This window comes from Micromonospora avicenniae (assembly GCF_900156065.1).
In the GTDB taxonomy this organism is placed as follows: Bacteria; Actinomycetota; Actinomycetes; order Mycobacteriales; family Micromonosporaceae; genus Micromonospora; species Micromonospora avicenniae.
Window position 1 is genome coordinate 81,454 of sequence record NZ_FTNF01000006.1, and the last position, 26,108, is coordinate 107,561.

Here is a 26,108-nt window from a genome sequence, read left to right on the forward strand (position 1 = left end):
CCGCAATCCTCACCGGGTGAGGTGCCACCTGCATCGCGTTCGTGATCTTCGCGACATCGTTCCGGTGCGGGAGGGGGGTTTCGAACCCCCACGTCCTCTCGGACACAGGCTCCTAAGGCCTGCGCGTCTGCCGTTCCGCCACTCCCGCCGACGCGATGAGTCTAGAGCGTCGCGCCGCGATGGTGCGCAGTCCCGCCCGCCGTAGAGCGTTCGACACGGTTCCGTGGCTGATCGCGCACTCGCCGGCGGTGATCCTGCCGATGAGGTCGGCGAGTTTGCGCGGGCCGAGCTCCGGATTCGCGAGCGCGTAATGGACAACGACATCATCGATGGGGGGCCTGCGCCGTGGCCCGGCGGGGGCCAGGGTGCCGCGCTCGGCGAGCCGCTTCCGGAGGCGAGCGACGTGATTGCGGTGACAACCGATCCGTCGCGCGGCCTCCGCAGGCCCCAGGGCTCCGCGCTCCACCTGCCGGACGAGGTCCGCTGTCTGTTCCACAGTCGGCGGTTCCCGGTCCGGTGGCGTTGGCGGCCTGCCGACCGGGAGATGCGCATTTTCTACGACGGGGCCGTTCTTGTTCCGGCCGGCGTACGTGTCGGTCTGGCTGTGGCAGTTGGGACAGAGGATCCGTAGGTTGGGCGGCCGGTTGTCCAGGAAGTCTCCGTTGACGTGGTCGACGTGCAGGGTCAGCGGCTTGCCCCGCCACACCGGCCCGACGCCGCACTCCTCGCACTCCTCGGACACGCCGATGTCGGCCAAAGCCCACTTCAGTCTGCTGCCGGGCGTCCGGCGGGAGCCGGTCGGCAGCTGCACGAGCAGCTCCCACGAGGCGATCCGCCGCGGGCTGCGCTGCCCCTTGTTGTGGGCGTGCCCGGTGAAGTGCGACGTGTCGACGCCGAAGCGTTTCAGCTGCCGGCTGATGTGCGCGTGCGAGCCGCCACTGACCCGTACGCCGAGCAGCCGCATCACCTCGGTGACGCTGCGCGCGGCGGCCGCGGCCTCGGCGAGCGCTTCCGGGGTGTATTTGTATCGGACCACTCACGCAAGGTAGTGGTCCGATACGGCACTTCAGTCGAGGCCGAGGTCGCGGCGGATCTTGGCGACGTGCCCGGTGGCCTTGACGTTGTAGAGCGCCCGCTCGATCTTGCCGTCGGGATCGATGACGAAGGTTGAGCGGATCACGCCGGTCACGGTCTTGCCGTAGAGCTGCTTCTCGCCGTACGCGCCGTAGGCGGTCAGCACGCTCTTGTCGGTGTCGGACACGAGCGGGAAGGTGATCGCGTCCCGCTCGCGGAACTTCGCCAGCTTCTCCGGCTTGTCCGGCGAGATGCCCACCACTTCGTAGCCGGCGGCCTGCAGAGAGGCGAGCGAGTCGCGGAAGTCACAGGCCTGCTTGGTGCAGCCGGGGGTCATCGCCGCCGGGTAGGCGTAGAGGATCACCCGCCGACCGCGCAGGTCGGCCAGGTTGAGCGTGTCGCCGGTGTCGGTGGGCAGGGTGAACTCGGGCGCCGGGTCACCGGGGGAGAGGCGGGTAGCGGTCATTGCCCGACCCTACCGCCGGTGGTGAGCGTCGGGCCGGTGCCGGCACGCGCCCGTTCGTTGATCAACACAGAGGCTTAATGCCATCTCTTTGCAAGAGAAAGGTTCGGGAAATAGTCTGATCCGGCCGGCGAGGACGGGCCCGCCGACGCGTGGGAGGTCGCGTGGAAACCCTGGCGATGCACATCTCGAACGGGATCATCAACGGTCCCGTGGCCGCGATCTTCGCGGCCCTCGCACTGGCGACCCTGACCGTCTGCGTGCTGCGCGGGCGCCGGGATCTCGACGACCGTCTCGCGCCGATGGCCGGGCTGGTCGCCGCGTTCATCTTCGCCGTGCAGATGCTCAACTTCCCGATCTTCACCGCCGGCGTGAGCGGCCACCTGCTCGGCGGCGCGCTCGCCGCGATGCTGGTCGGCCCCTGGGTCGGCGCGCTCTGCGTCTCGGTCGTGCTGGTCGTGCAGGCGCTGGTGTTCGGCGACGGCGGGGTGGCGATGCTCGGTTTGAACATCACGAACATGGCGCTCGTCGGCACCGCCGCGGCGTACCTGCTCATCGCACTGCTGCTGCGGGTGCTGCCCCGTACGCCCGCCGGCCTGGCGATCACCGCCTTCGTCTCGGCGATGCTCAGCGTGGTGGTCGCCTCGCAGGGCTTCGTCGTGCAGTACTGGCTGGGTGGCACCACCGATCTCGGCAGCAACCTGGCCGGTCTGGCCGGCACGATGGCCGGCGCCCACCTGCTGATCGGCATCGGTGAGGGCCTGATCACCGCGACCACGGTGGTCACCGTCGCCAAGGTGCGTCCCGATCTCGTCTACGCGCTGCGCGGGCTGCGCCCCGCCGCGGCGCCCACCGTCCCGGCCGTCGGAGGTGTCCGGTGAACAAGCGTCCCTGGGCTTTCATCGTCGGCGGCCTGCTGGTCGCCCTGGTGCTGGCCGGCGTGGTCAGCAACTACGCCTCGTCGCATCCGGACGGGCTGGACTCCTCGCTGCTCAAGGGCTGCACCGTCGACGCCGACGACAACATCGTCGGCGGCAGCTGCCCGGCCCAGCAGGCCAAGGACCATGAACTGGCCGACAGCCCGCTGGCCGACTACGGGGTACGCGGCATCGAGAACGGCTTCCTCTCTACGGGCCTTTCCGGGGTGCTCGGCGTACTGCTGACGTTCGCGATCGGCGGCGGCGCCTTCTGGCTGCTGCGCCGCCGTTCGTCGGGCGGGGCGGTCGACGGCGCGTCGTCGGGCGCCGTTGCGGCGGCCGGCCGTGACGCGTCTGCCGAGGGCACCGCGTCGGCCCCGGCCAGCCGGAGCTGATGGCGGTGGGGGCCGGTCACGCGCACGTGCTGTACCGCGAGAGCTCTTCGCCGGTGCACCGGCTTCCGCCCGAGGTCAAGATCGTGGCGATGGTGGTCTTCACCGTCGCGGTGGTGGCCACCCCGCGCGAGGCGTTCTGGGCCTTCGGCGGGTACGCCCTCCTGGTGGTGGTGGTCGCGACGCTGGCCCGGGTGGGGCCCCGCTGGCTGCTCAGCCGGGCTCTGATCGAGCTGCCGTTCGTGCTCTTCGCGGTCGCGCTGCCGTTCCTCGGGGCGGGCGAGCGGATCACCGTGGCCGGGCTGCACCTGTCCGTGGACGGTCTCTTCGGCAGCTGGAACATCCTGGCGAAGGGCACCCTCGGCGTCCTCGCGTCGCTGCTGCTCGCCGCGACCACCACCACTCGGGACCTGATCCTCGGCCTGGACCGGCTGCGCTGCCCGCATGTGCTCACCCAGATCGCCAGTTTCATGCTGCGCTACCTCGACGTGCTGGTCGGCGAGGCGCGGCGGATGCGGGTGGCCCGGATCTCCCGGGGCGACGATCCGCGGTTCCTCTGGCAGCTGCGCGGCTTCGCCGCCGGCATCGGCGCGCTCTTCCTGCGGGCGTTCGAGCGGGGCGAGCGGGTGTACCTGGCGATGCTGTCCCGCGGCTACTCGGGGCGGATGCCGGCGGTCTGGCAAGGGGCGGGCGCGGCCACCGCCGGGCAGTGGCTCGTCGCGGCCACCGTGCCGGTTCTGGCGGCCTCGATCGCGGCCACCGCCCTGGTGCTGGGATGATCGGCTCCGTGCAGCCGACGACACCCAGCCTGGACGCCCGTGGGGTCCGTTTCGCGTACCCGGACGGGCACGTGGCCCTGCACGGGGTGGACCTCACCGTGCCGCGCGGTGAGCGGGTGGCTCTGCTCGGCCCGAACGGCGCCGGCAAGACCACGTTGGTGCTGCACCTGAACGGCATCCTCACCCCGACCGAGGGCAGCGTGAGTGTCGGCGGGCTGACGGTGACGCCGGACCGGGCCACCCTCGCCGAGGTACGGCGTCGGGTGGGCATCGTCTTCCAGGATCCGGACGATCAGCTCTTCCTGCCGACCGTCGCGGAGGACGTGGCGTTCGGCCCGGCCAACCTGGGGCTGCGCGGGGCGGAGCTGGCCGAGCGGGTCGACGAGGCGCTCGCCGCGGTCGGCATGTCCGAGCACCGGGACCGCGCCCCGCACCACCTCTCGTTCGGGCAGCGCCGCCGGGTGGCGGTGGCCACCGTGCTGGCAATGCGTCCGGAGATCCTGGTGCTCGACGAGCCGTCGTCCAACCTCGATCCGGCGGCCCGGCGCGAGCTGGCCGAGATCCTCCGTACCCTGCCGGTGACGATGCTCATGGTGACCCACGACCTGCCGTACGCCGCCGAGCTCTGCGACCGGTCGGTGATCCTCGACGGTGGGCGGATCGTGGCCGACGCTCCCACCGCCGACCTGCTCACCGACGCCGACCTGCTGGCGCGGCACCGTCTCGAACTGCCCTACGGTTTCGATCCCCGCGCGGCAGCCCGCTCCTGACCCGCGCCGCCCGCCGCACGCTCCGTCGCGGCTCCCGGCTCCGGGCCGGCGGTGTCGTCCCCCTCAGCCACGGTGGCGTTGTTCGCCCCCGCGGCGGCGCCGACCGTCGGCGTGCGCCGGGGCGTGGCGTTGCGCGCGGCGTGCAGGCGCAGCGCGCCGGCGGCGGTGGCCCCCACGCCGGTGATCAGAACGGCCGCGAGGAGCACCCGGGCCCACGTCGCCGACCAGGGCGCTGGGGCGACCGCCCGGGCGAACACGGTGGCGTTCGCCACCCCGGCGAAGAGTGCCAGGCAGGCGCCGGCGAGCGCCACGGTGAAGTCGGCGGCGGGCCGCCGGGCCAGGGCGTACGCGCCGGCCGCGATCGCGCCGAGGCCGGTGAGCAGCGCCCAGAGTTGCCCGGTGAGCAGCCCGAGCAGCAGCCCGCCCAGCCCCTGTGCGCCGGCGTCCAGCGTGCGTCCCACGGTGTACGCCACGGCGGCCGCCCCGCCGGTGGCCAGCAGCGCACCCACACCGGCCAGCGCGCGCCCGCCGGGCACGGAGCCCGCGGGCAGCAGCCCGAGCGCGCCGACGGCGAGCAGGCCGACGATCGTCACGGCCCACCACGTGTACGAGTCGGGTGGTGGCACCCAGTCGAGCGTGCCGTGGATCTCCATCGGCTCGGATCCGGCGCGCAGCGGCACCGACCAGTCCCGGACCCGGTGTTCCCGATCCGGGGCGGCCTGGGCGGCCGCCGGCGGCGCGCCCTCCTGGTACAGGGCCCGCTGGTCGTGCCAGCGCACCCTCGGCCCGTCGGCCACCCGACGCCAGGACGGCTCGGCGGCCGGGTCGGCCTCCGGGGGCAGCGTGGTGTCCCCGGAGATGGTGCGGTTGAGGTAGGTCGCGGGGGAGTGCGTGTTCTCGTACACGCCGTCCGGGCCGACCCGCAGGTACGGCTCGCCGGAGTAGCCGATCACCTCGACGGGACGGCCGGTGTGGTTGGTCAGTTCGAGCCGGGCGCCCGCTTCGACCGCCCGGATCTCCAGCCCGTCGAGGGCCGGGGCGATCCCGGTCACGGTGGTCCGGTAGTCGGTGCCGTCGGGGGCGTCGGCGCCGTGCGCGGCGGCTGGTGCGGCGGTGGCGAGGGTCGCGGTGAGCGCGGCGGCCGCTACCAGCCCGGCCCGCGTCAGTAGGGTTCGGATCACTTGCCGGCCGCCTCCACGGCCGCCCGGATTCCGTCCGGGCTGCGGTCGGTGACCTGCTGACCGTCGATGATCACGGTGGGTGTGCCGGTGACGTTGTTGCGGCTCGCCGTGTCGGTGACGTGTTCGGTCCAGGGCTTGAAGGTGTTGTCGCGGACGCAGGAGCCGAAGTCGTCGCGGTTCAGGCCCACGCCCGCGCCGATGTCGATCAGTTCGTCGTCGGTGAGCCCGGCGCTGCCCTCCGGCGGCTGCCGTTGGTAGAGCGCCTTGGCGTACTCGGCGAACTTCCCCTCGTCGGCCGCGCAGCCGGAGGCGGCGGAGGAGCGGGTGGAGTACTCGGTGGTGGAGAAGCGGTTGAGGTACGCCACGGGGTGGTACACGGCTCTGATCCTGCCCTCGCTGATCAGCTGGTCGACGGTGGCGCCGCTGGTGTCCTGGAACTGCTTGCAGACCGGGCAGAGGAAGTCCTCGTAGATGTCGACGGTCACCGGGCCGGAGCCGACCACCACGCCGGTGCCACCCTCGGCGGTGTTCTTCGGGGCGGTGAACTCGTCCGACTTCTGGCTGGACCAGACGCCCCAGCCGATCAGCCCGGCGATGAGCACGACGGCCACGGCGGTCACCGAGACCCAGATCGTGCGGCGGCGTCGACGTTCGCGGGCGAGTTGCTGCCGGACGACCTTGGCCGCGCCCCGCTGTCCTCTGCGACTACTCATCCTCGTCCTCCACGACGGGTTCTCCCGTCAGCCAGCCGTCCACCGAGACGGGCGTACGCGGCCAGATCAGCAGGAATCCCGCCATCACCAGGAATCCCAGGTCCCGAAGGATCTCCGGGAGGTAGCTCGGCGCCTGCCCCTCGGCGAGTTGCCCGCCGCTGCCGAAACAGCCGCAGTCGATGGCGAGCCCACGGGCCCAGGCCGACGCGATGCCCGTGATGAAGACCACCAGCAGGGCGGCGGAGATTCCCGCGGTGAGCCGGGTCGCCAGCCCCAGCAGCAGGAGCACGCCCAGAGCCAGCTCGACGAAGGGCAGCGCGGCGCCGACCACGGTCGCCACGTCGTACGGCAGGACCTGGTAGGCGTTCACCGCCCGGCCGGACGCGGCGAGGTCGTCGACCTTCGACGCGCCGGCGAGCAGCCACACGGCGGCCAGGCCGAGGCGGGCGGCCGTGCCGAGCCAGGGCCGGACGGCGGGCCAATGCACGACCCGGGTGCTCGGTGCTGTCACGGTCATTAGTCGTCCCGCCTCCACGGGAAGTTCCGCCCGGTCAACCGGGCAGGGCGTCGCCGACCGCCTCGACCAGTTCGTCACGGGCCCGGGCCACCCGGGAGCGGTTGGTGACCAGCGGCACCCGCTCCACGGCGGTGGCGTCGCGCGGGGCGGGGATCACGACAAATCAGGTTACGCGGCACGTGACGGGCGGCGGGGATGCTTGGACTCATCCATGGCCTGCACCACGCCGGGAACTTTCTCCGGGTTCCCGCCGACTACCTCGTCATGACATGCGACCACGAACGGGCGGCGCTGTCGGCACTGCCGGACGGGGTGGATCCGCAGGCGGAGCCGGCGGCGCCGGACGCGTTGGCTTCGGGGCGCGGGTGAGGCGGGGTGGCCGTCGACCGCCGCAGTCGGCAAGCATGGCCGGCATGATCTCTGCCCCTCGCCGCTGGTTCGGTCGGCTCGTCGCCGCGGCCGGACTCCTCGTCGCCGTCGTCGCCCTCCTGATCGCCCCGGCCACGCCCGCGAGCGCGCACGCGGTGCTCTCCAGCTCCAGTCCCGCCGCGTCGGCAGTGGTGCCGACCGGGCCGTCGGAGGTGGTGCTCACCTTCAGTGAGTCCGTCCAGAAGGTGCCCGACAAGATCCGTGTCATCGCGCCGGACGGCTCCCGTGCCGACCGTGGCGATCCGGACTTCCAGGGCGCGGTGGTGAAGATCCCGGTCGACCCGGCCGGCGAGCGCGGCACGTACCTCGTCAGCTACCGGGTGATCTCGGCCGACAGCCACCCGGTATCCGGCGCGTTCACCTACTCGGTCGGGGCGCCGTCGCCTCCCCCGCAGGACACCGGCGACAACAGCCGGGCGAACCCGGTCGTCGAGACCGCGGTGAAGGTCGCCAAGTTCCTCGGCTACGCGGGCCTCGTGCTGCTGATCGGGCCGGCGCTGGTGCTGGCCGCGTTGTGGCCGAGACGGCTCAGCCGGCGTGGCCCGGCCCGGCTGGCCTGGGTCGGGCTCGGCCTGGTCGCCCTCTCCACCCTCGCCGACCTGTGGTTGCAGGTGCCGTACACGGCCGGTGGCGGGCTCTTCGAGGTCAGCGGTGCGGGTCTCGGCACCGTGCTGGGCAGCACCTTCGGCGCGGTGCACCTGGTCCGGCTCGGTCTGCTGGCCGCGGCCGCCTTCCTGCTCCGGCCGCTGCTCGCGGGGCCGACCGGGCGGGCCGACGGGATCATCCTGGCGGTGCTCGGGGTGGCCGGTCTGTTGACCTGGCCGCTGGCGGGGCACCCCGCCGCGTCGCCGGCCCCGGCGGTCTCCGTGGTCGTCGACACCGTGCACCTGGGCAGCATGGCGGTCTGGCTCGGCGGCCTGCTGATGCTCGCCGTCTTCCTGCTGCGTCGCGGCGACGAGCGGGAACTCGGCGCGATCATGCCGATCTGGTCCCGCTGGGCGGCGCTGGCCGTGTCCGCGCTGCTGCTCGCCGGCGTGGTGCAGGGGCTGATCGAGGTGGCCACCCCGAGCGCCCTGGTGAACACCACCTACGGCCGGCTGCTGCTGGTCAAGATCGGGCTGTTCGCGCTGGTCATGGGGGTGGCCGCGTACTCGCGGCAGCTGGTGCGCCGGCGCGTCGCCGAGCAGCGCCCGGGGGCGGTGCGCCGGGCCGTCTGGGTGGAGCTCGCGATCACGGTGGTGGTGCTCGGCGTGACCACGGTGCTGGTGCAGACCCCGCCGGCCCGTACCGCCGCCGAAACGGCCGGTGTCGAGGCCGGCTACTTCAGCAGCACGCTCACCAGTTCCCTGCTCGACATCCAGGTCGAGCTGGATCCGGCCGCGCCGGGCAACAACAGCCTGCACCTGTACGCGTATGACAAGAACAGCCGGCCGCAACCGGTGGTGGAGTGGAAGGCGACAGCCGCCCTGCCGTCGGCCGGGATCGAACCGATCGACATCCCGCTGCTGCCGCTGAGTGACAGCCACGCCACCGGCGAGATCAACCTTCCCGCGTCCGGGGACTGGCAGTTGAAGTTGACCGCCCGTACGTCCGACATCGACCAGGCCACGGTGACCGCCACCGTGCCGATCCGTTAGAGAGGTTCCGAACCCATGACCCGTACCCGCCGTTCTCCGGGCGGCGCCGCGGCCCTGGCCGTCGGTGTCGTCGCCACCGCCGTGCTCGGCTTCGCCGCGCCCGCGTCGGCCCACGTCACGGTGAACCCGAACGAGGCGACCCAGGGCGGTTACGGCCGGATCGCGTTCCGGGTGCCGAACGAGAGCGACACCGCCTCCACGGTGAAGCTGGAGGTGGTGCTGCCAGAGAACGCGCCGGTCGGGTCGGTCTCCACGATGCCGGTGCCGGGTTGGACGGTGGCGATGGAGAAGCGGAAGCTGAACCCGCCGCTCGAGGTGCACGGCAGCCAGATCACCGAGGCGGTGTCGAAGCTGACCTGGACGGCGGGCGGCGACGCCGGGATCAAGCCGGGGCAGTTCCAGGAGTTCCCGGTCTCCCTCGGGCCGCTGCCGCAGGTCGACAAGATGGTCTTCAAGACGCTGCAGACGTACTCGGACGGGAACGTCTCGCGGTGGATCGAGGAGCCCACGGCGGGCGCGGAGGAGCCGGAGGACCCGGCGCCGGTGCTCACCCTGGCCGCCACGGCCGAGTCCCCCTCCGCGTCGTCGGCTCCGGTCGCGAACAACGCCTCGGCCGCCGGCGGTGACCCGGACGAGGCCGAGGGGAACGGTCTCGCCACCGGGCTCGGCATCGCGGGGCTGGTGGCCGGCCTCGCCGGCCTGGTGCTCGGTGGGCTCGCGTTCAGCCGCAGCCGCCGGGAGCCGGCCGCGAAGGCCTGACCCGTACTCCGTCACGCGGGCCCGCCGGATCTCCGGCGGGCCCGCGCGCTTTCCCGATCGCGTGCCGTGGATATCCCCTGTTCGGCCGGTCGACGTCGGTAAGGTCGACCGGGTGTCTGGCTACGGAGGGGGACGGAACGGATGCGGTTCGTACGCACGTTCGCCGGAATGCTGCTGCTGATCGTCGGTCTCCCGGCGCTGCTCGCCGGTGGGCTGCTCTGGCAGGTCGGCCGGCACGCCGACCCGAGCGGCGCGTTCACGGCCCGCGTCGAGACCGTGCAGACCTCCGGACATGCGGTGGTCGTGCCGGATCTGGACCGGCTGCTGCGGCAGGAGGCGCCGTTCACCCGGTTCGGGCAGGCGCGGCTACGCCTCGAGGCCAGTACGCCGGACGGTCCCGCGTTGCTCGGCCTGGCCCCGACCGACGAGGTGCGGCGCTGGCTGGAACCCGTACCGCACGCCACGGTGCGGCGCGTGGCGCTGGCCCGCGGCCCGCTGCCGGTCCGGCTCGATCCGGCCGGCGCGTCGCCGGCCACCGGCGACCCGGCGGGATCCGCGCCCGTGGGCCGTCCCGGATGGACCCGGGAGGGCATCGGCGAGCTGGAGTGGACCTCGGATGATCTGGCGGGCCGCCCGTTGAGCCTGGTGGTGATGCGCCCGGACGGCCGTGGGGACCTTGCCCTGGACCTGCGCGCCGAGCTGAACGTCGGGTGGGCGGCCCCCGCGATGTGGGGGCTCCTGGCCGGCGGCGTGCTGCTGGTGACGTTCGCCGTCCTCCTGCTCTTCCGCCCGGTGCGCCCCCGGGAGGTCGTCTTCGTGGTCGAGCCGGACCAGGTGCCGGTCCTCGCCGGTCGGCTCGGGGTCACGTCGCTCAGCGGTCTGGGCGCCCAGCCGACCGGCGGCGACGACCGGATGACCAGGGTTCAGCGGCAACTCGTGGCGGTCGGGTCCGGCGCGGCCGAGCGGTCCGCGATCGGCGCGGTGCCCGCCCGCCGCCCGGCCAGCCTCGCGGATCTCGCCGAGACCGAGCGTGCCGCGGGTGCGGACGTCGGGACCCGATCGGCGGCCGTCGGGCGTCCGCACCCGTCGACGGCGACCGCCGAGCCGACGCCGGAGGCGATGCTCACCCTCGCCTGGCCGCCCGCGCAACCGGAACCCACTGTCGGACCGGTGTCGGTGGACGGTCGGGGGCGGTCCGGGGAACCGGACGACGGCGGTCGCCGGCCCTGAGCGACGGTGTCGTTCGTGGGCCCAGGGGACCTGGCCCGCCCGGGTTCCATCAAGTCGGGGCATCCGAACGACCGGGACACCCCGACATCCAGGAGGCCGAGTCGATCAACCGGCATCGGGCGGCTCGCTCGCCGGGAGGTGCCCGCGAACGGCGAGCGGCCCTCCGCGCTGCCGACGTGGAGGGCCACTCTCACCGGGGGATCGGTGCCGCTACCCGAGTTGTCCATGAGGTAGTTGAGGTCAGATTAGCGCCGATGGCGGCTACTCGGGGCCTCTGTCCATTTGATGCAATTTCTCGGGCTCGGTGGCCGGGCGGGACGTCTCCGGTCGCGGCATGGACGGCCGGGCCGGCAGGGTGACCAGCAGCAGGAGGCTGAGCAGCACATACGTGTTGCGGACCAGGAACTGCCACGGGTTGTCGGTGTTGACCGGCGCGACGCCCCAGTCGTAGAAGGTGACCACGCCGTAGATGATCACGGCGCCGGTGGCGACGGCCAGCACCGCCAGCCTGCGGCGTCGGCCCAGGTCGTCGTCGCCGGTCGGAGCGGGGGCGGTCGGAGCGTCGACGGTCGACGGCACGGCGGCGCTCGACGGTGCGGCTGCGGTCGACGGGCGGGTGCCCAGCGCCGCGTCGGCGAACACCACCACCGCCGGGATGAACCAGTAGAGGTGGTGCGTCCAGGTGATCGGGCTGACCAGCCCGCCGACGAGCCCGGTCAGCGTCAGGCCGGCGAGGTGGTCACCCACTCGTGCGGCCCGGGCCGCACGCCACAGCCCGTACCCGGTCACCACCGCCACCAGCAGCAGCCAGATCAGCCGGTCCGGCTTGTCCGGTGCGGTGAACCGGCTGAGCAGCCCGAACAGCGACTGGTTGCCGGTGTAGTCGGTGCGCCCCACCCGGTCGGTGGCCCACAGTTCGTGCGTCCAGAACCGCCACGAGTCGTTCGGCGCGACGGCCGCCGCCAGCAGGGTCGCCGCCGCGGCGGTCGCGCTGGCCACCGCCGCCGCCCACCAGCGCCGGCAGACGAGCAGGTAGACGATGAAGATGCCGGGAAAGAGCTTGAGCGCCGTCGCCAGCCCCACACCGACGCCGGCCCACCGCCGTCCCTGGGGTACGGCGAAGAGCAGGTCGGCGAGGATCAGTACGACCAGCAACATGTTGATCTGGCCGAAGGTGATCGTCTCGCGGGTGCTCTCCACGGCCAGGACCAGCAGCACCGCCACCGTGATGACGAACACCCGGGGCAGGCCGTGCCGCGCGATCACCGGGCGGACGAGCCAGCGGGTCGTCGCCACCACGCCCAGCACGGTGAGGATCGTGAAGATCGCGATCGTGGCACCGAGCGGGATGAGCGCGAACGGCCGCAGCAGCAGCGCGCTGAACGGCGGATAGGTGAAGTAGAGCTCGCCCTGGACCCGGTCCGGCTGGGCGTAGTCGTAGAGCGGGTTCCCGGCCGCCCACCACCGCATCGCCCGCATGTAGATCTTCAGGTCGAAGAAGTCGTGCACCCGTCCGGGCAGGTAGAGCGCCGGTAGCACCGCGGCCAGGGCCACGACTGTGACGAGACGGCGGACCGTACGGCCACCGGGGTCGTCATCGGTGACGGCTGGTGGTGCGACGGATTCGGGTGGCACGGGGAAACCCTAGCGGGCTGGTCGCCGTGGAGCCCGCATCCGCGGCCCGTGGGCTGCGCGTAGTCTGTGCCGGTGGCTGATCTCCTCGTCTGGATCGACTGTGAGATGACCGGGCTGGACCTTCGCGGCGACAAGCTGATCGAGGTGGCGGCGCTGGTGACGGACCGCGATCTCAACGTCCTGGGTGACGGCGTCGACGTCGTGATCCACGCGGACGACGCGGCGCTGGACGCGATGCCGGAGATCGTCCGGACGATGCACGCCAAGTCCGGGCTGACCGAGGAGGTCCGCCGGTCGACGGTCACCATGGCCGAGGCGGAGGACATGGTGCTCGACTACGTCACGACGTACGTGAAGGACCCGCGTACCGCCCCGCTCTGCGGCAATTCGATCGCCACCGACCGCGGCTTCATCGCCCGCGACATGACCCGGCTCGACAACCACCTGCACTACCGGATGATCGACGTCTCCTCGATCAAGGAGCTCTGCCGCCGGTGGTACCCCCGGGTTTACTTCGGTCAGCCTGCCAAGGGGCTGGAGCACCGGGCGCTCGCGGACATCCGGGAGAGCATCCGGGAACTGGAGTACTACCGGCGGACGATCTTCGTCCCGCTGCCCGGCCCCGATGTGGAGAGCGCCAAGGCGGTCGCCGCGCAGCTCTGAGCTCTGCTCCGGGGCTCCGCCGGTGGTGCTCGGACGTCCGGTGCAACCCGCTGGACGGGGTCGCCGGGTGGGGGGCTATTATTGTTCCGCGCCGCCCGGAGAGTTCGACCGGGCACGGCGACATGGTGGCTGTAGCTCAGTTGGCAGAGCACCGGGTTGTGGTCCCGGTTGTCGTGGGTTCAATTCCCATCAGTCACCCCAGCAACAAGTCGGGCCCCCTCCGCGGAGGGGGCCCGACTTGTCTTACGGCAAGACCGACCCCCCGGGGCTGGAGCCGGGTGGGACGGTCGGGAGTCCTTGAACGCGAACGCCCCCTCCGTGGAGGGGGCGTTCGTCGTCTCTCGGGAACGTCAGTCGGTGGTCGGGGTGACGTCCGGGTCCGGCGTCGCGTCGGTCGACGGCTCCGTCGGCGGCTCGTACGGCAGGGCGCTGCCCTTGACGTACTCGTTCCAGCTCATGTTCCAGTCGGTCCAGCCGTTGCCGTTCTGGAGCTTGCGCTCGGTGCCCTTCACCGTGATCGGGTCGCCGATGCGGGTGTTCGCGTAGAGCCACGCGCCGTCGGCCATCGACACGTTCACGCAGCCGTGGGACACGTTCACGCTGCCCTGCTGCCCCTCCGACCAGGGGGCGGCGTGGATGAACTCGCCACCCCAGGTGAGCCGCTGGGCATAGTCGATCTTGGTGCGGTAGCCCTCCTCGGGGCCCAGCTCCTCGAACGTGTCGAAGACCGTCTTGCGCAGCTTCTCGATGACCACCATCGTGCCGCTCGACGACGGGGTGCTCTTCTTGCCGAGGCTGACCAGGATCGTCTTGATCGCCTTACCGTTCTTGGTGACGGTCATCTTCTTGGTCTTGTTGTCCACCGTCATGATCAGCGAGGGGCCGATGTTGATGTCGACGGTCAGGTCGGCGCGCCCGTACCAGCCGCTGCCCATCGGCAGGCCACCGGCCTGGACCCGGTACGAGACCTTGCTGTTGGGCTTCCAGAACTGCTTCGGCCGGTAGCGGATCTCGGTGGGGCTCACCCAGTGCCAGATGCCTTCCTGCGCCGGTACCGAGGTCACCGTCATCCGGCGCTGCACGTCGTCGCGGTAGCTCTCGGGGACCGCCCGGCTGAACTTGACGATCAGCGGCATGCCGACGCCGACCGTCTGGCCGTCGCCGAGGAAACTGCTCACCCGGATCTGCTTGCTGGGCTGGGCCATGGTGGTGAAGGTGCTGGTCGCCGTGGCGGGCCGGCCGTCGTCACCGGTCGCGGTCACGGTCGCGGTGTAGGTCTCGCCGTACTTCAGCGCGCCGGACGGGAGCCAGGACTTGCCGTCCGCGGCGAGCTTGCCCTTGACCGTCTTGCCGGCGGAGTCCTTGAGCTCGACCGCCGTCTCCTCCGCCTCGGTGGTGCTGAAGGCGATGGCCGTGGAGGCCGGTACGTCCTTGGCGTCGGCCTTGGGCTCGCTGATGGTGGCGGCCGCCTTCGGCGCGGGGGTCTCCGTGCCGCCCTGCCACGACGATGGTTTCCCGTCGCCGCCGCTGGTGCAGGCAGAGGTCAGCGCCAGCGTGGCGGCGATCAGCCCTGCGGCGAGAGCACGGCGTCGCCCGACTGGCCGGCCGCCGCGACCTTGGTTCAGCTGGTCCTGGTCAGCTCGCATGATTCCCTCACAGTCGTGATCCCCGCACAACCCATCGTCTCTTACAGACGCGTCAGAACGGGTACCCGTTGCAGGGGGTGAAACGAAACACCCCGAGAACTTATGCCCGGGTTGTTGCTAGAATTCGCGGTTCGCGAGCGGGGTTCGGTTCTCCGAGGCTCGGTCCCGCCCATCGATCCAACAGCGTACGCGCACCGCCGCGCCGGCTCGACATCGCGAGCCGGCGCACGTGATGTCAGAGCGCTGGGCCGGCCCCACCCGCGGGCACCGGCAGGGCGCTGCCCTTGATGAACTGCGACCAGCTCAGACTCCAGGCGGTCCAGCCGTTACCGGCGGCCAGCTTGCGCTCGGTGCCCTTGACGGTGATCGGGTCGCCGATCCTCGTCTTCTCGAAGAGCCAGCGAGCGTTGGCGGTGGAGACGTTCACGCAGCCGTGCGACACGTTGCGCCGGCCCTGATCGGCCACCGACCACGGTGCGGCGTGGATGTACTCACCGCCCCAGGTCAACCGCTGGGCGTACTCGATGTCGGTGACGTAGCGGTTGGCGGGATCGGGGTCGTCCATGGTGTCGAAGACGGTCTTCTCCTTCTTCTCCATCACGACCATCGTGCCGCTGGAGGAGGGGGTGCTCGTCTTGCCCAGGCTCACCGGCATGGTCCGGCTCACCTTGCCGTCCTCGTAGACCGTCATCTTCTTGGTGGCGTTGTCCACCTTCATCACGAAGGAGCGGCCGATCTTGGCGGTGGCCTTCCGGTCCACGTCGCCGTAGCGGCCGTTGCTCAACGGGATGCCGGCCAACGCGATCCGGACGTCGAGCGTCGTGCCCGGCTTCCAGTACTCCGGTGCGCGGTAGTAGGCCTGGCTGCCGTTGTCCACCCAGTGCCAGGCCCCCGGCTGCGGCGGGTCGGTGCGGACGAACATCCGCTTCTGCACGGCCGCCCGGTCCTTCTTCGGGATCCCCGGATGGAACTCCGCCACCACCGGCATGGCCACGCCGTACGTCTTGTCGTCGAAGAGGTACAGCCCGGAGCCGATGGTCGACTTCGGCTTCTTCATCGTGGTGAAGGTGCTGGTCCCCTGATGCGTGGCCCCGTCGGAGCCGGCGGCGGTGACGCTCGCCGTGTAGCTGGTTCCGTACTTCAGCGGCGCGTTCGGGACCCACGCCGAGCCGTCGGTGCGCAACTTGCCCGAGACCCGATCGCCGGCCGCGTTGGTCAGCGTGACCTCCTTGATCTTGGCGCCGTCCGGCAGGTCCGCGCTGATCTCGGTGCTGACCGGCTTGTTCTTCGTCCCGTTCCCCGGGCTGACCGGCAGCGGCGGCCCGGCAGGAGCGGCCGGCGTCGATGAGTTGCCGATCGCGGCACCGGGGCCGGTGCCCGGTGCCGATCCACCGACGAATGACGGTTTCTGCTGCTCATCGCCGCAAGCCGTCAGTGCCAGCGAAGCCGCCAGAGCCAGGGCGCCCACCAACGCCCCGGCCCGCGTGAACCTGACCATCCCCACCTCTGTTCTCGCGTGCCTGGCGGACATGGTGCCGCATCTCGCGCCGCAAGCAGGTCCCCTGCAGGATCAAGTTGGGGTCTTCGATGCTTTTGCCCGTTAAGCTCGCCCGAAGGGGGGAGCCGGGTATCGGATTGGAACCCCGCTCAGAGCCCGTGCTAATGTTCTGTCCGTTGCCAGCGAGCGCCGCTAGCTCAACTGGCAGAGCAGCGGACTCTTAATCCGCGGGTTCGGGGTTCGAGTCCCTGGCGGCGCACCAGCAATAAGGCTCTGGCCTGATGTCCTGCATCGGGTCGGAGCCTTTTCGTATTCAGCTGGAGCGCGGGGCCCTCGGGACGCCGAGCAGAATCAGGCGATGCGAGCCGCCTACATCGAGCGTCCCGGACCGGCCGCCGACATCCGGTTCGGCGACCTGCCGGCACCCCGCCCGGGTCCGACCGACGTCCTCGTCGACGTGATCGCCACCACCGTCAACCCGGTCGACACCTTCGTACGCTCCGGGGCATTTCCCACGCCGCTGCCGCTGCCCTTCGTGGTCGGCCGCGACCTCGTCGGCCGAGTGGCCGAGGTGGGACCGGGCGCCGCCGGCTTCCGCGCCGGAGACCTGGTCTGGTGCAACAGCGTGGGGTACGACGGGAGGCAGGGCAGCGCCGCCGAGCAGGCCGTGGTGCCGGTCGACCGGCTGTTCCGGTTGCCTGCCGGTGTCGACCCGGCCACCGCGGTGACCATGCTCCACCCGGCGGCCACGGCGTACCTGGCATTGTTCGTCCACGGCCGGCTCCGGCCCGGGGAGACCGCCGTCGTGGCAGGTGGTGCCGGCAACGTCGGCTCGGCACTGGTCGCGCTCGCCAGCACGTCCGGTGCTCGCGTCGTGGCGACCGCCGCCGCTGCCGACCTCGAATACTGCCGCCGCAACGGCGCCGTCGAGGCGCTCGACTACCGTGCTCCCGACCTCGTCCACCGGCTGCGAACGGTCTGTCCCGACGGCGTCGACGTGTACCTGGACACGGCCGGACGCAACGAGCTGGAACCGGTCATCGACCTGCTCGCCCTGCGCGGACGGATCGTGCTGCTCGCCGGGGCCGCGTCGCGGCCGGTGCTGCCGGTCGGCGCGCTCTACCAGAACGACCGCGCCGTCGTCGGCTTCGTCATCTCCCACGCCACCGTCGCGGAGCTGACCGAGGCCGCCGGGATGGTGAACCGGATGCTCGCCGCCGGGCGGCTGGCCCCACGCGAGACCGTGCCGCTGCCGTTGTCGGCCGTGGCCGACGCGCACCGCATGCTGGAAGAGGGTGAGCTGCGCGGCCGGCGGGTGGTGATCCACCCGTAGCCGGGCCCTCCCGCTCGGCCGCGCCGGCGGCCCTGTTAATGTCTCTCCCCGTTGTCAGCGAGCGCCGCTAGCTCAACTGGCAGAGCAGCGGACTCTTAATCCGCGGGTTCGGGGTTCGAGTCCCTGGCGGCGCACGGTGATCAGGCCCTGGCCTGGCGTTTCACGCCGGGCCGGGGCCTTTTCTGTAACCTGGCCATTGACCGGCTGCTCGCGGGGTGCTCGGGAGCGGTTGGACGGTTCCGGCAAGCGTGGACGTGGGGCCGTGATCGTGGACACAAGCCACCGAGTCAGTGTGGTGGTGCTTCACGGGTAGCCGGGTGCGGGCCGAGACGTGGCTCCGTCGGCGGGGTTCCCCACGGCCGAGCTTGGCGCTGGCTCCTTCTCTGGGTGCGGCGTCGTGTGGATGCTGCGGGAAGATCCCTGCTGTGGATGTTCCCGAGCTTCTTCGTCGCGCTGCCCACCACCTGCCCGTGGCCGCGACGGGTGAAGCCGGCACGACGGTGGCTGACGCGCACGAGTATCTCGACCACGACGAGTGGGAGGTCGCGCTGGACGTCCTCGTGGAACTCGGCGATGCGTGCCGCACCGGGACCGCCTTCTGGGATCTCCTTGCCGAGGCCGCCAGGATGATGTGGCTGTCCCGGACCGAGCGGTGGTGTCACTGGCGGCGGGCCGAGGTCGTGCATGGCGTGATTCGCGTGGACCTTCAGCTCGTGGATCCCGGGGTCGCCGGTGGTAGGCGGACACCGATACCCGGTGACGGACACCTCCGTCCGCTGTGGGACATCGGCGATGTGACGGCGGCGGGCAATCCGGATCTGCTTGTCGCGCGACTTTGGGTCGAGTCACAGCCGGATCTTCAGCCTGGCGGAAGAGCGGTGGCCCGCCTGGCCCCGCTGAGCCCGCAGCGGTGGCGACGCTTGGTGGCCGGAGACGCCATCACGATGCATGAACAGCGGCCAGTGGCCGGGATCGCGACCGTTGTCGAGTCGGTGTCTCCGGCTAGCGATGATCGAAAAGAATGTGACGGAGGCTGCCCGGGCAGACCAACCCCCGGCGACTCGCCGACCTCGGGGTCTGATTCTCCGCGCTGAATGTAAGGGGGACGGGCTCAGCCCGGATCGGCGCTGCTGGCAGGCACGCCGCTGGCCATCCCGGTCACTGCGTCTAATGCCGCCGTCCAAGGGAACGCTTTCTGGCGACTGCCGCCGCTGCCGGCCGGGTGAGGCTCCCACCCGTCGTCGGTCCCGAGGAAGACCCTTACGCGCTCGTCGCGGAGGTTCGCCACCGCGCGTTGAAAGGGCGCGCGGGCAGCCAAGGCGGCGTTCACGAACGGGACGACCACTGTCGGCACCTGCCGGCCGATCAGCTCGGCAACTGTCGTCAGGGCATAGTTGTCGGCGATACCGAGGGCGATCTTGTTGACAGAGTTGTAGGTAGCGGGGGCGATGATGAGCGCGTCCACGACGGGGAGCGAGCGGTGGGTCCGACCAGCCGACTGGTAATTGGACCGGACCGGGTGCCCGGTCAGCCGCTCAATCGCTTCCGCGTCGATGAAGTCGAGCGCGCTGGGGGTAGCGGTGACGGCCGTTGTCCACGACTGTTGGATCGCAGTGGTGACCAGTCGGGTCACGTCTGCGGCGGGCCCGGCAGCGCAGGCGACGATCTGCAGGTGACCGCGAGTCATACGCGGATTCCGGCTTCCCGGGCGAAGTCGATAACGGCGTTACGAACGTGCCCGCGGGTGAGGACTGCGAGGTCGCGACCGATGCTCTGTACCACTGGCCGGCACCGGATCTCCTCTGGTGCGACCTGATAGGCGCTGCGCAGCGCGTTCAGACCGTGCTCGTACCGGCCCCACCGGGTGTAGGCACGGGCCACGTCGACGAAGAGTGCAGCTTTGCGTTCGGCGAGGTCGATTTTGTCCAGCGGCACCTGGCGGGCGAGAGTAATGGCGGTGCCGGCGTCTCCGATGGTCAGCGCGATGTTGACTCGGTGCAGCAGGACGTTGGTGGCGCCGAATCCGGTCCACCGGTCGTTGCCGTCGTAGCCGAGTCGTCCGGCGGCGTGGGAGGCCTCACCGAGCATGGCCTCTGCCACGTCGCGGTTGTCGTCGCGGGCGGCGGCGATGGCACCGCGCAGCAGCAGGGCGCCGTAGACGGCGACCGCGTCTGTCGAGGCGAGTCCGGTGCCGCGTCGGAGGTTCTCGGCCGCGACTTCAGCGAGCTGCTGCGCCTGATTGCTGTGGCCGTTGCTCATGAGAGCGTGGGTCATGATCCGGGCGCTCGTGGCCACCGCTACCGGGTCCTGACTGAGCAGGGCTGCGCGGCTGCTGCGTTCGGCGGCGACCAGGGCCATGCCCTTGTCACCGACTTTGAGTAACACGCTGCCGACGACGTGGTAGAGGTCGCTAATCAGGGCTTCTGCCTGCGCTCGCTGCTCGCCTTGAGAGCCCGCGCGGGTTGGCTCCAGGGCGGGCAGCATGGCCACGAGGCTGGCGAGAGCTTGCTCGTACCGGCAGGCCTGGTAGTCGATCTTGACTGCGGCGACATTTCGAGCGAACTGCCGAAGTGGTAGGGCGATTGACTCGGTGCTGCAAGGGGTCGGTGCGACCAGTGCGTTCAGCAGCGCTGCAACCCTCGGCAGGGTCATACCGCTGATCGTCACACCTGTTAGGAGATCTCTGCGCCGCACGTCGCCGTCCGAGTCGAGGTCGTGGAAGCTGCCTTCGCCAGTATGGGTGTAGGTAGCCGGATCGGTCGGCGCTGTGGGATTCGCAAGTGCACCGTTGGTACCTGAATCGAGCAGCGCGTCGAAGCGTTCACGAACTTCAGGGGTCGCCCTCGCCAGCACGGTGTCCAGGGCCGCCTGCATATCGGCACGCAGATGGATCTTCTCGCCCTGGCTGCTCCACTTGGCCACCGTCCGGCGGGCCGCGCCCAAGTGCTCGGCGAAGCCGGTAACGCTCATCCGCAACGATTGACGCAGGGCGTTCGCTTCCCGGCCGGTCCAGGTCGTCACCGCTGCCATGGCACGTCCTCTCGCTGCGGACAGTCGTCAGCCGCACGATCGTAGCTGCACTCGGCGTGCTCGCAGGTGCACCGTGAGTGCACCGCCGGGACATCCCCATCGCAGCGTTGACCGAGCGAACCTGATCGTGCTGGTGCACCGCTCTCCTGAGTAGGCGGCCGGCACGCAATCGCAGCCTCACGCCAGGGAGCTCGAGATGAACGACGGGACCGCCGTTGGGCAAGAGTCATGCCCAACGCCAAAGCCGGCGCCATCGGATGACGCCCCCTTACGCGTGCGGCTAAAGCCTCGCCTGCGTACTGCCATGAGGGCTGCGTGGGTGGGTGATCGGCGGGCTGCTCCCAGCCGCCGTGATGCGGCGGTGGGCTCACCTTTCCCCCGGCGAGCCCACCGCTCATCGTCTCGGACGGGGGGTACGGCATGACGCTGTACGTCTCGCGTAACGCGACGGCCAGCCAGCTCCGGCGCCCCGAGCCCGGGTGGACGGCCTCGTCGGGGCAGGTGTGGCCCGCCGATCCGCCGCTGCTCACCTTCGTGTGGCATCGGCTGTTCAAGCAGCGGGCTCGCGAGGGTGGTCGCTGGTGACCGGGCAGCAGCGCCGTCTCGCGGCGAACCGGTTCGCGCCAGCCGAGGTGGAACATCTGCCGATGCGCCCGCTGTGGCTGTGTCGGCGCTGCGGGCAGCCGTGGCCCTGCGGCGCGGCGAAGCTCGCGCTCCTGGCCGAGTACCGCGATGTGCCGGTGAGCCTGTTCCTCGACCTGGCCGGCTGCCTGCACGACGCGATCGACGACCTGCACCGGCTCAACCCGAGCGTCACGGGCAGCGCGGCAGACATGTTCGACCGGTTCCTCGGCTGGCCTGCCCGCCACACCCACGCCTACCGCATCAGTGCCACCACGGCCGTCAGCATCGAGGAGGCCTCCTCGTGAGCGGCATCGGCGTCATCAACGCCACCGGCCAGCCGGCGATCGCCGGCAGCTTCCACACCTTGGTCGTGCAGCCGACCAACTTCTGCAACCTCGACTGCACCTACTGCTACCTGCCCGACCGCAGATCCCGCCGCCTGATGAAGGATGTGGTCGCGCAGGCGTGCGCCGAGTCGATCGCCCAGCAGAAATCCGCGGGTTCGGGGTTCGAGTCCCTGGCGGCGCACCAACGTCAAGAGCTCTGGCTCGGTGGTTCCCCACCTCGCCAGAGCTCTTTCTGTTGGCGGACACGACCAGCGGCTGGTTGAGCGTCGCCGCGCCCGGACTGCGGCGCGGTTCTGTCCCAGTACAGGCTCAGGACTCGCGGTTGAAGAGTCGTTTCGACCAGAGGTATCCGGCCAGTGCGATGACGGCGCACCAGGTGAGTGCGATCCAGGCGTTGTTTCCGATCGGGTCGTCCATCAGCAGGCCACGCAGGGTTTCGATGATCGGCGTGAACGGCTGGTACTCGGCGAACCAGCGCAGGCCGGCCGGCATCGAGTCGGTGGGGACGAACCCGCTGCCGAGGAAGGGCAGCAGCAGGAGCGGCGCGGGCAGGTTGCTCGCGGTCTCGACGCTCTTGCTCACCTGGCCGAGCGCGACCGACAACCAGACGAGGGCGAAGGTCACCGCGACCAGGAAACCGGCGGTGGCCAGCCACGCGCCCGGCCCGGCGGTGGGCCGGAAGCCGACCAGCAGCGCCACGCCGATCACGATCGCCAGGCTGATCACCGTTTGGATCATGCTGCCCAGGACATGTCCGGTCAGCACCGATACGCGGGCGATGTGCATGGTGCGGAACCGGGTGATGATGCCTTCGGTCATGTCCATGGCGATCGAGATCGCGGTCCCCTGGACCGTGGCGGCCACGGTCATCAGGATGATCGCCGGTGCCACGTAGTTGGCGTACGCGGCACGCCCGCCGGCCGCGCCGCCGGGCACCGCACCGCCGAGCCCGGCGCCCAGCGTGCCACCGAGCACGTAGACGAAGAGCAGCAGGAAGACGACGGGCATCCCGACGAGCATCAGGGTCATCGACGGGTACCGCAGCATGCGCTTGAGGTTGCGGCGCAGCATCGTCGCCGAATCGCGTAGTGGGTGGAAACGCAGGCTTGCCGGAGCCGGGCCGGTGAGGACGGTGGTGCTCATCGGGTGGTCACCTTCTCGTTGGCGGAGTCGCCGGTGAGGGCGAGGAAGACGTCGTCGAGGTCGGGGGTGTGCACGGACAGTTCGTCGACCTCGATGGCCCGGTCGTCGAGCCGGTCGATCAGGGTCTTGAGTGAGCGCAGGCTGCCGTCGCTCGGCACCCGCAGGGCGAGGGCGTCGTTGTCGCGTGCAACCTCACCCAGCACGCCCATGGCCGCGTCGAGGCCCTGCGGGTCGGCGAACCGCAGGCGAACGTGCCCACCGGGGATGCGGCGCTTCAGCTCCTCCGCGGTTCCCTCGGCGACCACCCGGCCGCGGTCGAGGACCGCGATCCGGTCCGCCAGTTCGTCGGCCTCATCCAGGTACTGGGTGGTCAGGAAGATGGTGACGCCGCCGGCCACCAGGTCCCGGACGATCTGCCACATGTCCCGGCGGCTGCGCGGGTCTAGTCCGGTGGTCGGCTCGTCGAGGAAGATCACCTGCGGGTTGCCGACCAGCGTCATCGCCAGGTCGAGCCGCCGCAGCATGCCTCCGGAGTAGGCCGATGCCGGCTTCCTGGCGGCCTCGGTCAGGCCGAACTGGTCGAGGAGCCGGGCGACGCGCCGCCGGCCTTCGCTCCGGGCGAGGTGGTGCAGATCCGCCATCAGCCGCAGGTTCTCCTCACCGGTGAGCAGCTTGTCCACTGCGGAGAACTGACCGGTGACGCCGATCGCCGCACGTACCGCGTCCGGGTCGCGGGCGAGGTCGTACCCGGCGACCCGGGCGTCACCGGCATCGGCTCTGAGCAGGGTGGACAAGATCTTGACGGTGGTGGTCTTCCCGGCGCCGTTCGCGCCCAGCAGCGAGAAGACCGTGCCCCGTGGCACATCCAGATCGAGACCGTCGAGCACGACATGGTCGCCGAACGATTTCCGTAGCCCGGCGACGGCGATCGCCGACCGGGGTTGCGTGGTGGTCATGGTTGCCTGCCTCCGGGGCCGTGGATGGGTCAGGAACGGTGGATGGTGATGTCGCCGTAGGAGGTGCGGCCGCGCACCTCGACGGTCTCGTCGGTCTGGCCGGGTCGGTCGGTGCTGTCCAGCTCGTTACGCATCTGACCGAATGCGGTGTCGACCTCCAGCCAGGCGGCGGTGCCTTCGGCGATGCCGACGTCCAGGTCACCCATGGCGGTGCCGAGGACGATCGAGCCGCGGACCACCTCACCGAGCCGGATGCTGCCGTTGGAGGTCTTCGCGTCGACGCCGGCGCCGGCCCGTTCGACGTGGATGTTGCCGTTGGCCGCACGCACCCGCAGGTCGCCGGTGATCGTGTCGATCGTGGTGTCGCCGTTGGAGTTCTTGACCGTCGCGGTGCCCTCGACCTCGCCGATCTGGACCTTGCCGGAGCCGGTGGAGATCTCGGCGTTGCCCGCGACCGCCTCGGCGGTGACGTGACCGGCCGACGTGCTCAGGCGCAGCGGGCCGGTCCGCTCGAGCTGGACGTTGCCGGCGGAGGTCTTGAATCGGCACTGCCCGAGCCGGCCGGCGCAGCGGTAGTCGCCGACCTGCATCTCGGCCGACACCTGGGAGCCGTTGGGCAGTTCGACGGACACGTCCACCGATCGGGTCTTGCGGGAGAAGTCGAAGGCGCGCACCTTCGGACCGATGATCCGCAGCGTGCCGTTGCTGTAGTCGACCCGGACCTGCTGGGCGGCCTTCACGTCGGACTCGTCGGCTTCGTCGCTGGGACGTACCTCGACGACGGTGTCGCTGCGGTCGCTCGCGGCGATCCGCACCTGGCCGACGCCGAGCTCGAGGGTGACGGAGATCGGTTCGGGGGTCTGGTAGCTGGGCATGGTTGTCTCCGCATCACAGGTGGTTGGTCGTCCCCGGGGCGGGGACGTGGGGTGAGAAGAGCGCGCGGTGCGGCTAGCGGACCCAGCCGGTGAAGCGCTGCTGGGCCCGCTTCGCGCTGCCGCCCGGCTCGGGACGCTGATCGCGGTCGGAGCGCTGCAACCCGGCCGCGGCCGCCCGGACCAGCCAGGCGTTGACCGAGCGCCCCTCCTTGGCCGCGGCCTCCTCGATCGCGGCCTTGAGCTGCTCGGGCAGCCGTACGTTGATCCGGGCGCTGGGGCCGTCCTCGGCGATGAGCAGATCGCTGTCCGGCGTGCCGCCGGCCGTCGCCTTCGTGTCCTGCGGCGCGTGGCCGAGCGGCTCCGCGGGTGGCAGGGTCACGACGAAGTTCGGGTCACGCCCGCGCAGGCGCAGCTCCACCGAACCCGGAGCCAGGTCCCGGGTGATCTCGTCGGCGGCGGCCGACAGCGCGTCCAGCAGCGTCATCCGGATCGCCGACTCGAGCGCCCCGGTCAGGCGCTCGACCAGCACGCGCCCCTCCTCACCGCCGGCTTCGGCGAGCGTGGCCATCTCACGCCCGAGGTTGCTCACGTACGAGGTCAAATCCATGGTGCCAATATGGCACACGAATGGCATCACATGCAAGCCATCTTGGCTCAGTTAGGCGTCACGGCTGGCTCCAGCTGGCGCGCCGATTGGAAAAACGCAGGTCAAGGCGGTACGGCTACCCGGCCGCCGGCAACCCCGAGATGGCCCGGCTGACCGAACGCCGATGATCGGGACGTGTGCCGCGCCTCCCGTCAGGTAGACACGGGGGTGTGCTGCGGTTCCCAGGTGATCAGAAGCGACTCGATGCGCTCGCGGCGGCCGAGCTGACGTACGCCGATCCCGGGGCCACGCGCGGCGGGCTGCCGCCGGGCTACCGCCATGCGCGACGTGACGCGGCACTGGGGTTCGGCCGCGCCGTCTTCGAACGGGCCGTCGACGGGCTGCTGACCTGGGAGATGCACCGCCGCGCGGGCATGGCGGTGACGGCGTCGGAGCCGAACGCCGTACCGGGGGCGATCGTGGTGTTGCGGTTGGGGATCCCCCCGCTCGGTTTCCTCATCCCGTGCCGCGTGGTGTACCGGGTCGAGGAACCGGACCGGCGGGGCTTCGCCTACGGGACGCTGCCTGGTCACCCCGTGCGGGGCGAAGAGTTGTTCGTCGTGCGGCTCCAACCGGACGGCGAGGTCCGCTTCGGCATCGCGGCGTTCTCCCGTCCCGCGTCACTGGCGGCCCGGCTCGGTGGCCCGGCAGGCCGCAAGGTGCAGGCCGTCTTCACCGACCGCTACGTGCGAGCGATGCAGCGGATCGCCGAGGGATCCGCCGTGACGACTCGGGCTCCTTGAAGTCGGGCTGTCCCCAGCGTTCAGGACGGGCCGACTCCAAGAAAGCCGAGTTGATCAGCACGGTCGCCGGTCGCCCAGCAACGTCCGGAGGTTGTGTCGAAGTCGTCA

Annotated in this window: 28 protein-coding genes, 4 tRNA genes and 2 pseudogenes; 18 read left to right on the forward strand and 16 right to left on the reverse strand. The window is 70.9% G+C overall.

The genetic code is table 11. From position 1 onward, the window contains the following. Nucleotides 1-65: 65 nt before the first annotated feature. The 3 genes from BXA10_RS11825 to bcp form a co-directional block, all read right to left on the reverse strand. Nucleotides 66-148 (reverse strand) — tRNA-Leu (locus BXA10_RS11825). Continuing rightward, complete coding sequence (locus BXA10_RS31450) at nt 113-1,036, reverse strand: HNH endonuclease (RefSeq protein WP_076470367.1); 924 nt, start codon at nt 1,034-1,036, stop codon at nt 113-115. The genes BXA10_RS11825 and BXA10_RS31450 overlap by 36 nt, the downstream gene beginning before the upstream one ends. 30 nt (nt 1,037-1,066) lie before the next feature. Continuing rightward, nucleotides 1,067-1,540 carry a thioredoxin-dependent thiol peroxidase gene (bcp, locus tag BXA10_RS11835; RefSeq protein ID WP_076470368.1) on the reverse strand — a complete coding sequence of 158 codons (474 nt, stop codon included), beginning with the start codon at nt 1,538-1,540 and terminating at the stop codon, nt 1,067-1,069. Between the two features lie 161 nt (nt 1,541-1,701). On the opposite strand from bcp, the gene BXA10_RS11840 reads away from it, so the two are divergent. The 4 genes from BXA10_RS11840 to BXA10_RS11855 are packed head-to-tail and all read left to right on the forward strand — an operon-like array spanning nt 1,702 to nt 4,395. Beyond that, nucleotides 1,702-2,418 (forward strand): energy-coupling factor ABC transporter permease, encoded by a 717-nt coding sequence (locus tag BXA10_RS11840; RefSeq protein ID WP_076470369.1) that lies wholly within the window; start codon nt 1,702-1,704, stop codon nt 2,416-2,418. Then, nucleotides 2,415-2,849, forward strand: a complete 435-nt coding sequence (locus tag BXA10_RS11845) for a PDGLE domain-containing protein (RefSeq protein ID WP_076470370.1) — start codon at nt 2,415-2,417, stop codon at nt 2,847-2,849. The genes BXA10_RS11840 and BXA10_RS11845 overlap by 4 nt, the downstream gene beginning before the upstream one ends. Before the next feature lie 5 nt (nt 2,850-2,854). Further along, nucleotides 2,855-3,625 carry a cobalt ECF transporter T component CbiQ gene (gene cbiQ / locus BXA10_RS11850; RefSeq protein WP_076470572.1) on the forward strand — a complete coding sequence of 257 codons (771 nt, stop codon included), beginning with the start codon at nt 2,855-2,857 and terminating at the stop codon, nt 3,623-3,625. Then, nucleotides 3,622-4,395, forward strand: a complete 774-nt coding sequence (locus tag BXA10_RS11855) for an energy-coupling factor ABC transporter ATP-binding protein (RefSeq protein WP_076470371.1) — start codon at nt 3,622-3,624, stop codon at nt 4,393-4,395. Before cbiQ ends, BXA10_RS11855 begins: the two co-directional genes overlap by 4 nt. Here BXA10_RS11855 and BXA10_RS11860 read toward each other — a convergent pair. From BXA10_RS11860 to BXA10_RS30835, 4 genes and pseudogenes are all read right to left on the reverse strand, one after another. Beyond that, entirely contained in the window at nt 4,359-5,576 is a 1,218-nt protein-coding gene (locus tag BXA10_RS11860; RefSeq protein ID WP_245828219.1) for a hypothetical protein, read from the reverse strand. The genes BXA10_RS11855 and BXA10_RS11860 overlap by 37 nt on opposite strands. Next, nucleotides 5,573-6,289 carry a DsbA family protein gene (locus tag BXA10_RS11865; protein WP_076470372.1) on the reverse strand — a complete coding sequence of 239 codons (717 nt, stop codon included), beginning with the start codon at nt 6,287-6,289 and terminating at the stop codon, nt 5,573-5,575. The genes BXA10_RS11860 and BXA10_RS11865 overlap by 4 nt, the downstream gene beginning before the upstream one ends. Beyond that, the gene (locus BXA10_RS11870; protein WP_076470373.1) at nt 6,282-6,806 is read right to left on the reverse strand and encodes a MauE/DoxX family redox-associated membrane protein; all 525 of its coding nucleotides are present in this window, start codon (nt 6,804-6,806) and stop codon (nt 6,282-6,284) included. The genes BXA10_RS11865 and BXA10_RS11870 overlap by 8 nt, the downstream gene beginning before the upstream one ends. 34 nt (nt 6,807-6,840) lie before the next feature. Then, nucleotides 6,841-6,945 (reverse strand): annotated as a pseudogene (locus BXA10_RS30835) (RNA polymerase subunit sigma); the annotation flags it as partial. Between the two features lie 56 nt (nt 6,946-7,001). Here BXA10_RS30835 and BXA10_RS31455 point away from each other — a divergent pair. The 4 genes from BXA10_RS31455 (at nt 7,002) to BXA10_RS32710 (ending at nt 10,861) form a co-directional block, all read left to right on the forward strand. Beyond that, complete coding sequence (locus tag BXA10_RS31455; RefSeq protein WP_175649179.1) at nt 7,002-7,175, forward strand: hypothetical protein; 174 nt, start codon at nt 7,002-7,004, stop codon at nt 7,173-7,175. Between the two features lie 35 nt (nt 7,176-7,210). Next, a complete protein-coding gene (locus tag BXA10_RS11875; protein ID WP_076470374.1) occupies nt 7,211-8,872 on the forward strand; it encodes a copper resistance CopC/CopD family protein in 1,662 nt (553 codons plus the stop codon). A 15-nt stretch (nt 8,873-8,887) separates the two neighbouring features. Continuing rightward, entirely contained in the window at nt 8,888-9,631 is a 744-nt protein-coding gene (locus BXA10_RS11880; RefSeq protein ID WP_076470375.1) for a YcnI family copper-binding membrane protein, read from the forward strand. Nucleotides 9,632-9,772: 141 nt separating this feature from the next. Beyond that, nucleotides 9,773-10,861, forward strand: coding sequence for a hypothetical protein (locus BXA10_RS32710; protein WP_076470376.1), 1,089 nt, complete (start codon nt 9,773-9,775; stop codon nt 10,859-10,861). Nucleotides 10,862-11,122: 261 nt separating this feature from the next. Here the strand turns inward: BXA10_RS32710 and BXA10_RS11890 are convergent, their stop codons facing one another. After that, nucleotides 11,123-12,496, reverse strand: a complete 1,374-nt coding sequence (locus BXA10_RS11890; RefSeq protein WP_076470377.1) for a glycosyltransferase 87 family protein — start codon at nt 12,494-12,496, stop codon at nt 11,123-11,125. Nucleotides 12,497-12,562: 66 nt separating this feature from the next. Between BXA10_RS11890 and orn the strand changes: the two genes are divergently transcribed. Both orn and BXA10_RS11900 read left to right on the forward strand, forming a co-directional pair. After that, nucleotides 12,563-13,159 (forward strand): oligoribonuclease, encoded by a 597-nt coding sequence (gene orn, locus BXA10_RS11895; protein ID WP_076470378.1) that lies wholly within the window; start codon nt 12,563-12,565, stop codon nt 13,157-13,159. A gap of 125 nt (nt 13,160-13,284) precedes the next feature. After that, nucleotides 13,285-13,360: transfer RNA gene (locus BXA10_RS11900), tRNA-His, on the forward strand. A 149-nt stretch (nt 13,361-13,509) separates the two neighbouring features. Here the strand turns inward: BXA10_RS11900 and BXA10_RS11905 are convergent. Together BXA10_RS11905 and BXA10_RS11910 are read right to left on the reverse strand one after the other, a co-directional pair. Beyond that, a complete protein-coding gene (locus BXA10_RS11905; protein ID WP_076470379.1) occupies nt 13,510-14,805 on the reverse strand; it encodes a L,D-transpeptidase in 1,296 nt (431 codons plus the stop codon). A 235-nt stretch (nt 14,806-15,040) separates the two neighbouring features. Next, nucleotides 15,041-16,303 (reverse strand): L,D-transpeptidase, encoded by a 1,263-nt coding sequence (locus BXA10_RS11910; protein WP_076470380.1) that lies wholly within the window; start codon nt 16,301-16,303, stop codon nt 15,041-15,043. A gap of 186 nt (nt 16,304-16,489) precedes the next feature. Here BXA10_RS11910 and BXA10_RS11915 point away from each other — a divergent pair. The 4 genes from BXA10_RS11915 to BXA10_RS11930 all read left to right on the forward strand — a co-directional run bounded on the left by BXA10_RS11915 (nt 16,490) and on the right by BXA10_RS11930 (nt 18,730). Then, nucleotides 16,490-16,565, forward strand: a tRNA-Lys gene (locus BXA10_RS11915). A 96-nt stretch (nt 16,566-16,661) separates the two neighbouring features. Further along, nucleotides 16,662-17,636, forward strand: a complete 975-nt coding sequence (locus BXA10_RS11920) for an NADPH:quinone reductase (RefSeq protein WP_076470381.1) — start codon at nt 16,662-16,664, stop codon at nt 17,634-17,636. A 61-nt stretch (nt 17,637-17,697) separates the two neighbouring features. Then, a tRNA-Lys gene (locus BXA10_RS11925) sits at nt 17,698-17,770 on the forward strand. Between the two features lie 291 nt (nt 17,771-18,061). Then, nucleotides 18,062-18,730: a hypothetical protein gene (locus BXA10_RS11930; protein WP_076470382.1), complete on the forward strand. Its 669-nt coding sequence runs from the start codon at nt 18,062-18,064 to the stop codon at nt 18,728-18,730. A 17-nt stretch (nt 18,731-18,747) separates the two neighbouring features. Here the strand turns inward: BXA10_RS11930 and BXA10_RS11935 are convergent, their stop codons facing one another. Beyond that, on the reverse strand, nt 18,748-19,323 hold the full coding sequence (locus tag BXA10_RS11935) for a flavoprotein (RefSeq protein WP_076470383.1): 576 nt from the start codon (nt 19,321-19,323) through the stop codon (nt 18,748-18,750). Further along, nucleotides 19,320-20,666 carry a hypothetical protein gene (locus tag BXA10_RS11940; protein WP_076470384.1) on the reverse strand — a complete coding sequence of 449 codons (1,347 nt, stop codon included), beginning with the start codon at nt 20,664-20,666 and terminating at the stop codon, nt 19,320-19,322. The genes BXA10_RS11935 and BXA10_RS11940 overlap by 4 nt, the downstream gene beginning before the upstream one ends. Nucleotides 20,667-21,086: 420 nt before the next feature. Here BXA10_RS11940 and amcA point away from each other — a divergent pair, with 420 nt between their 5' ends. The 3 genes and pseudogenes from amcA to BXA10_RS11950 all read left to right on the forward strand — a co-directional run. Next, nucleotides 21,087-21,251, forward strand: a complete 165-nt coding sequence (gene amcA, locus BXA10_RS31460; RefSeq protein WP_175649180.1) for a multiple cyclophane-containing RiPP AmcA — start codon at nt 21,087-21,089, stop codon at nt 21,249-21,251. Beyond that, entirely contained in the window at nt 21,248-21,595 is a 348-nt protein-coding gene (locus BXA10_RS11945; RefSeq protein ID WP_076470385.1) for a hypothetical protein, read from the forward strand. The genes amcA and BXA10_RS11945 overlap by 4 nt, the downstream gene beginning before the upstream one ends. Further along, nucleotides 21,592-21,852, forward strand: a pseudogene (locus BXA10_RS11950) (hypothetical protein); the annotation flags it as partial. The gene BXA10_RS11945 and the pseudogene BXA10_RS11950, both read left to right, overlap by 4 nt. 94 nt (nt 21,853-21,946) lie before the next feature. Here the strand turns inward: BXA10_RS11950 and BXA10_RS11955 are convergent. From BXA10_RS11955 to BXA10_RS11970, 4 genes are all read right to left on the reverse strand, one after another. Beyond that, nucleotides 21,947-22,780, reverse strand: a complete 834-nt coding sequence (locus tag BXA10_RS11955) for an ABC transporter permease (RefSeq protein WP_076470386.1) — start codon at nt 22,778-22,780, stop codon at nt 21,947-21,949. After that, nucleotides 22,777-23,736: an ATP-binding cassette domain-containing protein gene (locus tag BXA10_RS11960; RefSeq protein WP_076470387.1), complete on the reverse strand. Its 960-nt coding sequence runs from the start codon at nt 23,734-23,736 to the stop codon at nt 22,777-22,779. Before BXA10_RS11960 ends, BXA10_RS11955 begins: the two co-directional genes overlap by 4 nt. Nucleotides 23,737-23,765: 29 nt before the next feature. Continuing rightward, the gene (locus tag BXA10_RS11965) at nt 23,766-24,611 is read right to left on the reverse strand and encodes a DUF4097 family beta strand repeat-containing protein (RefSeq protein WP_076470388.1); all 846 of its coding nucleotides are present in this window, start codon (nt 24,609-24,611) and stop codon (nt 23,766-23,768) included. A 73-nt stretch (nt 24,612-24,684) separates the two neighbouring features. Next, nucleotides 24,685-25,218, reverse strand: coding sequence for a YlcI/YnfO family protein (locus BXA10_RS11970; protein ID WP_076470389.1), 534 nt, complete (start codon nt 25,216-25,218; stop codon nt 24,685-24,687). A gap of 209 nt (nt 25,219-25,427) precedes the next feature. On the opposite strand from BXA10_RS11970, the gene BXA10_RS11975 reads away from it, so the two are divergent. Further along, entirely contained in the window at nt 25,428-26,000 is a 573-nt protein-coding gene (locus tag BXA10_RS11975) for a DUF1990 domain-containing protein (RefSeq protein ID WP_217696762.1), read from the forward strand. The last annotated feature ends 108 nt before the right edge of the window (nt 26,001-26,108 follow it).